This window comes from Pigmentiphaga sp., assembly GCF_019689535.1.
Classification (GTDB): Bacteria; Pseudomonadota; Gammaproteobacteria; order Burkholderiales; family Burkholderiaceae_B; genus Pigmentiphaga.
The window spans coordinates 1-11,328 of the sequence record NZ_JADGHH010000111.1 but is presented as its reverse complement, the minus strand read 5'-3'; the positions used below and the strand labels follow the sequence as shown (position 1 = coordinate 11,328).

Annotated in this window: 10 protein-coding genes; 1 reads left to right on the top strand and 9 read right to left on the bottom strand. The window is 65.8% G+C overall.

Annotated features, from left to right (window positions below; translation table 11 throughout):
* Nucleotides 1–57 precede the first annotated feature (57 nt).
* Nucleotides 58–1,338: a GGDEF domain-containing phosphodiesterase gene (locus IRZ12_RS10955; RefSeq protein ID WP_296468299.1), complete on the bottom strand. Its 1,281-nt coding sequence runs from the start codon at nucleotides 1,336–1,338 to the stop codon at nucleotides 58–60.
* A gap of 290 nt (nucleotides 1,339–1,628) precedes the next feature.
* Between IRZ12_RS10955 and moaA the strand changes: the two genes are divergently transcribed.
* On the top strand, nucleotides 1,629–2,732 hold the full coding sequence (gene moaA / locus IRZ12_RS10950) for a GTP 3',8-cyclase MoaA (protein ID WP_296468297.1): 1,104 nt from the start codon (nucleotides 1,629–1,631) through the stop codon (nucleotides 2,730–2,732).
* Nucleotides 2,733–2,794: 62 nt separating this feature from the next.
* Here the strand turns inward: moaA and IRZ12_RS10945 are convergent, their stop codons facing one another.
* From IRZ12_RS10945 to asd, 8 genes are all read right to left on the bottom strand, one after another.
* Entirely contained in the window at nucleotides 2,795–3,337 is a 543-nt protein-coding gene (locus IRZ12_RS10945; protein ID WP_296468295.1) for an acyloxyacyl hydrolase, read from the bottom strand.
* A 151-nt stretch (nucleotides 3,338–3,488) separates the two neighbouring features.
* Entirely contained in the window at nucleotides 3,489–4,358 is an 870-nt protein-coding gene (gene accD / locus IRZ12_RS10940) for an acetyl-CoA carboxylase, carboxyltransferase subunit beta (protein ID WP_296468293.1), read from the bottom strand.
* Nucleotides 4,355–5,230: a tryptophan synthase subunit alpha gene (gene trpA / locus IRZ12_RS10935; protein ID WP_296468291.1), complete on the bottom strand. Its 876-nt coding sequence runs from the start codon at nucleotides 5,228–5,230 to the stop codon at nucleotides 4,355–4,357. Before trpA ends, accD begins: the two co-directional genes overlap by 4 nt.
* 11 nt (nucleotides 5,231–5,241) lie before the next feature.
* Nucleotides 5,242–6,441, bottom strand: a complete 1,200-nt coding sequence (trpB, locus tag IRZ12_RS10930) for a tryptophan synthase subunit beta (RefSeq protein ID WP_296468289.1) — start codon at nucleotides 6,439–6,441, stop codon at nucleotides 5,242–5,244.
* A gap of 69 nt (nucleotides 6,442–6,510) precedes the next feature.
* Nucleotides 6,511–7,155, bottom strand: coding sequence for a phosphoribosylanthranilate isomerase (locus IRZ12_RS10925; protein ID WP_296468286.1), 645 nt, complete (start codon nucleotides 7,153–7,155; stop codon nucleotides 6,511–6,513).
* 55 nt (nucleotides 7,156–7,210) lie between these two features.
* Nucleotides 7,211–8,002: a tRNA pseudouridine(38-40) synthase TruA gene (truA, locus tag IRZ12_RS10920; protein ID WP_296468284.1), complete on the bottom strand. Its 792-nt coding sequence runs from the start codon at nucleotides 8,000–8,002 to the stop codon at nucleotides 7,211–7,213.
* An 8-nt stretch (nucleotides 8,003–8,010) separates the two neighbouring features.
* Entirely contained in the window at nucleotides 8,011–9,852 is a 1,842-nt protein-coding gene (locus IRZ12_RS10915; RefSeq protein WP_296468282.1) for a FimV/HubP family polar landmark protein, read from the bottom strand.
* Nucleotides 9,853–10,099: 247 nt separating this feature from the next.
* Nucleotides 10,100–11,227, bottom strand: coding sequence for an aspartate-semialdehyde dehydrogenase (gene asd, locus IRZ12_RS10910; RefSeq protein WP_296468280.1), 1,128 nt, complete (start codon nucleotides 11,225–11,227; stop codon nucleotides 10,100–10,102).
* Between the last annotated feature and the right edge of the window lie 101 nt (nucleotides 11,228–11,328).

Below are 11,328 nucleotides of genomic sequence, written 5' to 3'. Positions count from 1 at the left end.
ACTTGTCGTGGGCTCGTTGATGTGTATAAGAGACATCCCCCCAATACTGCTGCGGGATCAGAAACGGCGCAGGAAATCGGCGGCCTCGTCGCTCGCCATGGGCGGCGAGCACAAAAACCCCTGCCACGCGTCACATCCCAGGGCCTTGAGGGCCTCGAGCTGCTGTGCGGTTTCCACGCCTTCGGCGATGGTCCGGATGTCGACGCTCTGGCAAAACTGTATGACCGTCCGCAGCATTTCCTTGTCGTAAACGTTGTGCAGCATGCCGGCGACGAACTGCCGGTCGAGCTTGACTGCGGTAAACGGTGCCACGCGCAGCCGAAGGAAATTCGAATAGCCGCTGCCGAAGTCGTCAAGGCTGAACCGGACGCCCATCTCGTGGATGCGGCGGGTAATGTCGATTGCGGCGTCGTGATCGGCGATCTCCCCGGACTCTGTCAGCTCGATTTCCAGGCGCCCCGGCTCGACGTCGTATTCCCTGAGAACGGCCGAGACGACATCCGGCAGATCGCTGCGCAATTGCTCGGCGCTTAGGTTGACGGCCACCTGCGAGCAGAAAACCCCTTCCTCCTGCCAGCGGGCAAGCTGTTCACAAGCCCGGCGAAGCACCCACGCCCCCAGCACCGTGCTGAGTCCTGCCGCCTCGACCTCGGGCACGAAATCGTTCGGCATGACCAGCTCGCCCCTGCGGTTCCAGCGCAGTAGGGCCTCCATCCCCCTCAGCCGGCCGGTGCCGGTTTCGAGCTGGGGTTGATAGAAAAGTTCGAACTCGCCGCGATCCAGGCCTTGCATGACCTCCGTTACCAAGGAATCTTCGCGGCTGACCAGCTTGCCGTCGAAGTCGTCCGGGGCGTCACTCCAGCATACCCAGCGCGCCCGCGTGCGCAATGCATATCGGGCCGCCTGCTGGGCGCGCAACAGCACGCTGGAAGACTGGGGAAGATCGCTGGGCAACATCACGATGCCGAACGCCGCCATCGCCCCCCCACGGCTCGCACCCAGGATTTGCAAGAGCGACGAGCGCTGGAACAGGCGTTGGGCAGCGCCGATGGCACCCGACCTGTCGTTGACATCCCGCAACACGATGACCAGGCTGGTGGCGTCCAGGACGCAAAGCAGGTCGTCCTGCCGGATGAAATGGCGGATCCTGCCCAGGATCTCGTTGCGCACCGGCGGCGCAGCGTTGCTGGGGAGGGCCAAGGCCAGCACGGCGGCTCGCCGGCGGTCGGCGATGAGCGCGTCCAGCTCGCGAAGCAAAGTCGCCCGTTTGCCGACGGTGGCAAGCTCTCGGGATGTGTCGGCAGGCTTGAGCCCTCTAGGCGTCGGCGGCATAGACATCAGTGAAACAGGCAATCACCAGGCTAGTTCCTATCGTGAATCTCGTTCTCCGGCCCATAGCCTGCACGCTACGGAGGGGTCGGTATGAAATCATCGCATAGGCGCGAGCATCGCAAAAGGATGGGCGATGGCGAGCATTGTAGCCGCGCGGCCGGGATTGGTGCGGCATTCTCGACTATTCAAGCCTAAACCTTTGCAAGCGGGCCGGAGGCGGCCTCAAAGGCGGACGCACGGCGCGATGGAGTAGTATTACGGTAAGGCCGGCACTCCGGCGCCTTTGCTTCGACATCGTGACTGCCAAGACCATCCCGCTCATCGATTATCGCGCGCGCACAGCGATTCCCGCCGTGGCGGACGCTCGCGTCGAGCCGTCGGGCCGGCTCCTGGACACGCGCGGGCGCCGATTGCACGACTTGCGCATTTCCGTCACGGACCGCTGTAACTTTCGTTGCGTGTACTGCATGCCGAAGGAGGTCTTCGGCAAAGATTACGTATACCTGCCGCATGACGCGCTGCTGAGCTTCGAAGAGATCGTCAGGGTGGCGCGCGTGTTCGTCGCGCACGGCGTGGAGAAAATCCGCCTGACGGGCGGCGAGCCCCTGCTGCGCAAGAATATCGAATCCCTGATCGCACAGCTCGCCGAGCTGCGCACGCCAAGCGGACAACCCCTGGACCTGACGCTCACCACGAACGGGACGCTCCTGCCCCGCAAGGCGCGCGCATTGGCCGATGCAGGGCTGCGACGCGTCACCGTCAGCCTCGATGCGTTGGACGACGATGTCTTCCGTCGCATGAACGACGTGGACTTTCCCGTCGCCGACGTCCTGCGCGGCATTGACGCCGCCGCAGAGGCAGGCCTGCGCCCGATCAAGATCAACATGGTGGTCAAGAAAGGCGTCAACGACGACCAGATCGAAGCGATGGCCGAATACTTCCGCCATTCGGGCCACACGCTGCGATTCATCGAATATATGGACGTAGGTGCGTCCAATGGCTGGAAAATGGACGAGGTGCTGCCCTCGGCCGAGGTCCTGCGCCGCATCGACGCCAGGTGGCCACTGGAAACGCTGCAGCCTCACTATTCCGGAGAAGTTGCGCAGCGGTGGCGCTATCGCGACGGGGCGGGAGAAATCGGCGTGATCTCGAGCGTCACGCAAGCCTTTTGTTCAACTTGCACGCGCGCCCGGCTGTCTACCGAGGGCCAGTTGTACCTATGCCTGTTCGCCACCCAGGGCTATGACCTGCGCGCCCTCCTGCGCGGCGGTGCTAGCGACGAAGACATCGCCGCGGCCATCGCCCATGTCTGGCAAGGCCGCACCGACAACTACTCCGAACGCCGCAGTGCGGATACGCCTCGCGCCGGGCGGATAGAAATGAGCTACATAGGCGGGTAGCGCTTGCGGCCCCCGCCGCCTAAGGCGCCCGGTCTGCCCAGCGGCACGCCCGGGCCGGCCCGTCAGAACGCCATCGCGAAATTGAGCTGGACCTGGTTCAGGCCTTGGTTGGGCCGCTTGATCCCGGCATTCGAGAAGTGCGAGACGCGCAAACCCACGCGCATGTTGTTGCTCAGCTTGAAGCCAGCGCCGATGTGGTCGCCGAATTGGAAGTTCGTGCTGAGGTTCTTGTCGTGGAACTTGGTATCGCTGATCAGCGTCGCGCCCACGCCTGCTTCGACGTAGAAACGCTCGGCCGGCCACCAGCGGAACATGGGGATCGCGTTCAGCTGCCACAGGTGGCGCGCATAGCCGGGGTCGGCGCTGGATGTCCACCAATACGATCCGCCAAGCTCTCCCACCAGCTCCAGGCGCGTGGAACCCAGCTTCATGTGCCAGAGCGGTGCCGTCTCGTAGTTGAGCGTGAGACGATGATTGCCGTCGAGCACCCCGTACTGGGCGCTCCAGCCGCCCGATGCGAAACCGCCGGTCGGATCGGCGGCATGGACGGCAGGCGACGCTGCCAAGGTCGACAGAACGGCGAGGAAGGCTATGTTTTTCTTCATGGGATCGGCCTGACTTGGGATGGTGGGCGCAGCGCGGGCCACGCCGCCAGGGTAGGCGGCGCACCGGCTCGCCCGAAGGAAAACGGGACTATAGCAGCTGGCTCGGCCGTCCAGTGAGTGTGGCGCGGGAGAGACACGCCCGCGCAAGCGCTCAGGCGACCGCGTCCGCAGGCTGTTGCGTCAGCAATGCGAGCAAACGCGCGATTTCTTCGCGCATCTTGCGGCGATCCACGATCATGTCGATGGCGCCCTTCTCTAGCAGGAACTCGGCGCGCTGGAATCCTTCAGGCAATTTCTCCCGCACCGTCTGCTCGATGACGCGGGGGCCGGCAAAGCCTACCAGGGCCTTGGGCTCGGCGATGACGATGTCGCCCATGAAAGCGAAGCTGGCCGACACGCCCCCCATCGTCGGGTCGGACAACACACTGATGAAGGGCAGCTTGCGCGCGGAAAGCAAGGTCAGGGCCGCCGTGGTCTTGGCCATCTGCATCAGCGAAAGCAGCCCCTCCTGCATGCGGGCGCCGCCGGACGCAGTGACGCAAATGAAGGGCACCTTTTGTTCGACCGCCGTACGCACCCCGCGCACGAAACGCTCGCCGACCACCGAGCCCATGGAGCCGCCCATGAATTCGAACTCGAAGCAAGCCACCACGACGGGCACCGTGTGGATGGCTCCGCCCATGACGACGAGCGCATCCGTTTCCCCGGTCTGGGCCATGGCGTCCTGCAGGCGATCGGGATACTTCTTGGTGTCCTTGAACTTGAGGCTATCGACGGGCAAGGTGCCAAGGCCGATCTCGTACCGACCTTCCGCATCGAGCAGCGCATCGATGCGCTGCCGCGCGCTGATGCGCATGTGGTGTTCGCATTTTGGGCAAACGTTCAGGTTCTTGTCCAGATCGTCGCGGTACAGCACCGACTCGCACGATGGGCACTTGACCCACAGCCCCTCCGGCACACGCCGTGCCGAGCCGTCGGTAGTCCTAATGCGGGGAGGGAGCAGTTTTTCTATCCAGCTCATGCGGATTTCCTTGATTCATGGGTGGCGCCGCCTGGGGGCGGAGCGTCGAGTGCCACCCGGATTGTACGCAACCACGCGCCGGCCGCACGAGCGCAGGCGTCCGACAGCTGATCCGCGGGCACCCCTTGGGCGGCAGATTCGATTTCCTGGATCAGCCGGCTGCCGATGACCACGGCATCGGCGACGGCGCCCAAGGCCTGTGCGCTGGCGGCATCGCGGATGCCAAAGCCCACGCCCACCGGCAGGGAGACGAAACGCCGGATGTGCGCCAACCTGCGCGAAACGTCGTCCACGTCGAGGTGCCCGGCCCCGGTCACGCCCTTCAGGGAGACGTAATAAACGTACCCGCGGGCCACCCGGGCAACGGCCTGGATGCGCTCATCCGTGGTAGTGGGCGCGAGCAAGAAAATGGGATCGATGCCATGCCGCTCGAGCATGGCGGAGAACTCCCCGGTCTCTTCCGGGGGATAGTCCACCACCAGGCAGCCGTCCACGCCGGCGGCCTGCGCGGCGGCGGCGAACTCCGCCTGCCCCATGCGCTCGATCGGATTGGCGTAGCCCATCAACACCACTGGCGTCCGGTCATCGACCTGGCGAAAGGTTTTCACCATGGTCAGCACGTCGCGCAGCCCCACGCCCTGCTCTAGCGCATGCTGGCTGGAACGCTGAATGACGGGCCCGTCGGCCATGGGATCGGAAAAGGGCACGCCCAGTTCGAGCACGTCCGCCCCGGCCTCGACCAGCGCGTGCATGATGGGAAGCGTCGCCGCCGGGCTGGGATAGCCGGCGGTAATGTACGGAATCAGCGCGCTGGTGCGGCCAGCGGCGCCGCGGCGGGCAAAAGCGGCCGCAATACGGGAAGATGACGACATGAAGACCGCCTTCAAAACACGATGCCGGAACGTTCGGCGACGGTGTGCATGTCCTTGTCGCCGCGTCCGGAGAGATTGACCAGCAGGATTTTGTCCTTGGGCAGGGTCGGCGCCACGCGCGCTGCATACGCGATGGCATGCGACGACTCCAGCGCCGGGATGATGCCCTCGACCCGGCAGCAATGGTGGAAGGCCGCCAGCGCCTCTTCGTCGGTCACGCCGACGTAAGTCGCGCGGCCGCTGTCCTTGAGCCAGGCGTGTTCCGGGCCGACCCCGGGATAATCGAGGCCGGCCGAAATCGAATGGGTATCGATCACCTGGCCATTCTCATCCTGCAGGATGTAGGTGCGATTGCCGTGCAACACGCCGGGCGCACCGCCCTGCAGGGACGCCGCGTGGCGCCCGGTGTGCAGCCCTTCGCCCGCAGCCTCGACCCCCACCAACTGCACGTTATCGTGCCCGAGGTAAGGATGGAAGATGCCCATGGCGTTCGAGCCGCCGCCTACCGCCGCGATGATCATGTCCGGCTGGCGGCCAGCAGCCTCCGGCATCTGCACCAGGCACTCTTTGCCAATGACCGTCTGGAAATCCCGCACCAGCATGGGGTAAGGATGCGGACCCGCGACGGTGCCGATGATGTAGAAAGTGCTCTCCACATTGGTGACCCAGTCGCGCATGGCCTCGTTCAGCGCATCCTTGAGCGTGCGCGAGCCTGATTCCACGGGCACCACGGTGGCGCCGAGCAGCTTCATGCGGTAGACGTTGGCCGCCTGGCGCTTGACGTCTTCACTGCCCATGTAGACCACGCATTCCATGCCGTAACGCGCCGCCACCGTGGCCGTGGCCACGCCATGCTGCCCGGCGCCCGTTTCGGCAATCACGCGGCGCTTGCCCATGCGGCGCGCCAAGAGGGCCTGGCCAATGCAGTTGTTGACCTTGTGGGCGCCGGTGTGGTTCAGGTCTTCGCGCTTGAACCAGATCTGCGCGCCCCCCAGCTCCTCCGACCAGCGCTTGGCATGGTAGACGGGGCTGGGGCGGCCGACGAAGTGGGCAAGTTCATACCTGAACTCTTCGAGGAATTCGGGATCGTTTTGGTAGCGCGCGTAAGTCTGACGCAGCTCATCCAAGGCGTGCATCAGCGTTTCCGCCACGAACACGCCGCCATATGGACCGAAATGGCCGCTTGCGTCAGGAAAATCGTAGGTGTTCACTTGAGAGTTCCGGTGAGGGACGGGGCAGTGCCCAGGGGGCATGCGCCGCACGGATTGTGAAAGGCAACGTCATCGACAGCCATCGGCCCGCTTCACCTGGGCCACGAACTGCGCGATCTTGTCCGCGCACTTGATGCCTGGCGACAGCTCTACGCCGCTGCTGACGTCGACGGCAAAAGGGCGCACGGCTTCAATGGCTGCCGCCACATTTCCGGCATGCAACCCACCAGACAAAACGACCGGACGCACGCTTTCGCTGCCGAGCAGGGACCAATCGAACACTCTCCCGCTGCCGCCGTAACCTTCGGAATGGCTGTCGAACAGCCAGCCGGCGGCAGAACCGTAACGTTCACACGATTTTAACAAAGCCGGGGAGGTCTCCATACCCGGCGCCCCGACGCGGAAGGCCCGTAGGTAACGGCATCCGTAGCGCTCGCACTCCTCGGGCGCTTCGTCGCCATGGAACTGGAGCAAGTCCGGCTGGACGGTCTCGAGCACCTCCCGAACCTCGGCCTCGGAGGCATTGACGAATAACGCGACGACGTCGACGAAAGGCGGCACCAGCCGCCGCAGCTCGGCGGCGCGCGCCGGGGCCAGCGCACGCCGGCTAGGGGGATAAAACACGAAGCCGATGGCGTCGACGCCAGCGGAAACGGCCGCGGCGATGTCTTGCTCGCGGGTCAGGCCGCAGATCTTGATACGGGTACGGGACATAGGCGTAATCATACCGCCCGCCCAGGATAGAGGCCGGCTGCCGGCGGCGCGCTGCTCAAATGCCCAGGCGGACCTCGTCGGTCGCGTCGGTAGGAGGCAATCCGTGGCATTCCGGATAGGACACGCCGGTCAGGTACAGGCCATCGGGCGAGAAAGTCGGCGGCGCCTTGGTGCGGTTGCGCTCGGCGAGTAGCGCCGGCATCCAGTCCGCGGGCTGCCTACCCTGCCCCACGTATACCAGCGCGCCCACGATATTCCGCACCATGTGGTGCAGGAAAGCGTTGGCGCGCACCGTGAATACGATGAGACGGCCGCGGCGCTCGATGCTCAGCTCGTGGAGCGTGCGCACGGGTGAAGCGGCCTGGCACTCCGACGAACGAAAGCTGCTGAAGTCGTGCTCACCAAGGAGATGGGCCGCACCGGCTCGCATCGCCTCGACGTCGATTGGACGGAAACTCCATCCGGCCCTGCCCGCCCACAGCGGCGATCGCACCGGATCTTCCAGCAACAGGTACACATACGCGCGCGAACGGGCGGAAAAGCGAGCATGGAAATCCTCCCCGACCACCCGCGCCCAACGCACGGCGATGCTGGGCGGCAGGTGCGCGTTCACGCCGCGCACCCAGGCCTGCTCGGGCCGTTCCACATCGGTATCGAGATGGACGACTTGCTGCACGGCATGGACGCCGGTGTCGGTGCGCCCCGCGCAAACGGTGCTCACGGGTCGGCCGACGAACGCAGCCAGCGCCGCTTCCAAGGCATCCTGGACGGTGCGCCGATGCGGTTGCGTCTGCCAGCCCAGCCACGGCGCGCCGTCGTAACTCAGCCCCAGGGCGATACGCGCCATATCCTCCCCTACCACGTCGCCAATAGGGCCCTGGCCCGCTCGCGCTGAACGGCGTCCCCATCGCGCAGGACTTCTTCCAGCAATTCGCGCGCGCCCTCGCGATCGCCCATGTCGGCATAGGCCTTGGCCAAGTCCAGCTTGGCAGCCGGGTCGGTCCCAGCGCCCAGGTCGGGGCTCAGGTCGAGCGCGGGCGACCCGGGTTCGCCGCCGGGGGCCCGGTTCGTCGAGGAGGAAGGCGGCTGGCCGCCGAGGTTCAGGTCAAGCGCGAACGCTGCCGCCGCGGCAGGCGGTATGGGCCCGGCGGGCGGGGCCGCATCAGCGACCGGCTCGTCGTCGTCCGGGTAATCCTCGGCTTCGCCCGCGACGCGGTCGGTCGCGGCAGGAATGGGAAATGGCGGGATATCGTCCCAGTCGCGCAAATGGTTGACGGGTTGCGGTTCCGAAGGCGGCAGCGAGTCGGGATCGTCCTGCGCGTCGCCGTCCTCCCGCAACTCGGCTTCGCGGGCCTGGTCGTCTTCCGCGCGTGCACCGCGGCGCCGCAATGCCAGTGCGCTGAAGATGACCGCGAGCAAGGCGACGATGGCACCGAAGACGGCCACGCTGTGGTCCTGGATCTTGCGGACGAGCGGAGCGTCCTGCAACCCGCCCTGTTCGGCCTGCCCCCCGGCCGGCTGCGCCTCGGCCCCGCCTTCGCCCGAACCGGCAGGAGCGGGCGATGCCGATGGCGCCTCATCCGCCGCGGAAGTCGCGGAATCGGTGGAGGCCGGACCCGGCGGCTCGGATGATGGCGAGGCGGGGGCAGCGTCCGAGGCGCCTTCCGGCACCGCCGGGGTCGGGGGCGGCACGGCCACCGCCTCTGCCCCGGCGCGCTCGCGGGCCTGCTGCTCCATGCGGGCCAGAGTCTCGTTCTGGGCCTCGAGCAAACCGCGCATGGCTTCTACGTTGCTCTGCAGGAGCCGCATGCGCTCTTCCGCCTCGCGTACTGCCTTGGCGGTGGCATCGCGCTCCTCTTCCAACCTGTCGCGCATCCCGCGCTCGTCGCTTGCCTGGCCGCCTCCCGAAAGCCTGACCGCGTCCCCTTCCGAAACCGGCGGCACCACGGGCGCGGCGGCCGACTTAGCTATCTCTCCGCGAGCCTCGGCGCCCCGGCTTTCTGCCGCGGCCGGCTGCTGGCCCGCCTGGCCCGCGATGCGTTGGCGATAGGCTTCGAATGCCTGGGCATGGGAAGCGAACAAGGCCTGCGCCTCGGCCGGGTCGATCGCCGCGATCGCCTCGGCGGTCGGCGCGGCCAGCGATGCGCCGGCACGCAGCAGGTTCATGTTTCCTTGAATGAACGCCTGGGGATTGGCATGGAACAATGCAGCCATCACCTGCAGCACCGATGTGCCTTCTGGCTGCAGTCTGCCGGCGATTCCATATAGGGTGTCGCCAGGATTCACCGCAATGGAGCCGCTCGCAGGAACGCCGGATTCCGGCGCCAGCGCGCGGGGCGCGGGGGTGTCGAGGATGAAGGTGTACTGACGAATGAAGCGCCCCATGTTCCACGTCAGCTCCACGAGCAAGTCCAGCACGTGGACGTCCAGTGGAGCCGCAGAGGTCACCACGACGACCTTGCGCCCGCCCGGGCGATCTTCGACGGACAGCTTCAACTGGGAAAGCGCCTCGGCATACTCGAGCCGGGTCTGGCGGTAGACGTCGCGCGGTGCGACGGCCGCCTTCAACGTGCTGGCTTCCTGCGGCGTGAGCGCGGTGACCGCGATCTCTGCCCGCAAGGGGTCCCCCGCGGCGGACAAAATCTTCAAGCCGCCGAGATCCGCGGCATGGACCGAGGCCACGGCGCCCAGCGCCATCCCGAATGCCGCGAACCGGGACGATGGCCTGCCCCGACGCGAAACACCACGTTTTCGAACCGAACCTGCTTTCAGATAGGGAAGTGCTTTCATCCTCGTCCCGTGCGCCAGTTCCTTTCCCAACGTGCTGCCGGCTTTGATCCGGTCAAAGCCGAAGCCCCCCTTTTTCCGCCAGGCGTCGGCCCCCCGGGGGAAATTCGTCGCACGGCGGCGCGCCTCCACGGACGCGCACCGCCGATTCGCTGGATCAGAGCTCGCCCAGCACGATGCGCAGCATGCGGCGCAGCGGCTCGGCGGCGCCCCACAGCAATTGATCGCCCACGGTGAAGGCGCTCAGGTATTCCGGCCCCATCGCCAGCTTGCGCATGCGGCCGACAGGAATATCCAGCGTACCTGTCACGGCTACCGGCGTGAGCGACTGCATCGACGCTTCGCGCGTATTCGGGATGACTTTGGCCCACGGATTGTTCTGGCGAAGGATATCCTCGATCTCGTCCAGCGGCACGTCCCGCTTCAGCTTGATGGTCAGCGCCTGGCTGTGGCACCGCATCGCACCGATGCGCACGCACAAGCCGTCGATGGGCACGGGCGTCGAGCCGAACCCCTCGCCGCGGCCAAGGATCTTGTTGGTTTCGGCCCCGCCCTTCCACTCTTCGCGCGAGGTGCCGTTGCCGAGGTCCTTGTCGATCCACGGGATGAGGTTGCCGGCCAAGGGCACGCCAAAGTGCTCCTGGGGCAGCGAGCCGTCCTGCTGCTTGGCGAGCACGGTGCGGTCGATCTCCAGGATGGCCGAGGCGGGATCGGCCAGCAGATCGGCCACCGTGGCGTTGATCAGGCCGAATTGCGTCAACAGTTCGCGCATGTGCTGCGCGCCGCCGCCCGAGGCGGCCTGATAGGTCATGCTGGTCATCCACTCGACCAGGTCGTGCTGGAATAGGCCGCCCAGGCCCATCAGCATGCAGCTGACCGTGCAATTACCGCCGATGTAGTTCTTGACGCCCTTCTTGAGCGCCTCGTCGATCACCTTGCGGTTGACCGGATCCAGCACGATGATGGCATCGTCTTTCATGCGCAGGGTGCTGGCGGCATCGATCCAGATGCCGTCCCAGCCCGCCGCACGCAGCTTGGGAAAAACCTCGGTGGTGTAATCGCCGCCTTGCGCCGTCACGATGATGGGCAGCTTTTTCAGCGCGTCGATGTCGTATGCATTCTGCAACGGGCCGGCGCCTTCCGCCCAGGCGGGCGCGGCGCCACCGGCGTTGCTGGTCGAGAAGAACACCGGCTCGATCAGAGAGAAATCGTTTTCGTCGCGCATGCGCTGCATGAGCACGGAACCGACCATGCCTCGCCAGCCGACCAGACCAACTGCTTTCATTTACACACCCCTAACAAGTAGTCCAGATTGAATCTGTTTGCCGGGCGCATCACACCCGGGGGACGCGATACGCAGGCTGGTTACAGAGCTTTGATCACGGC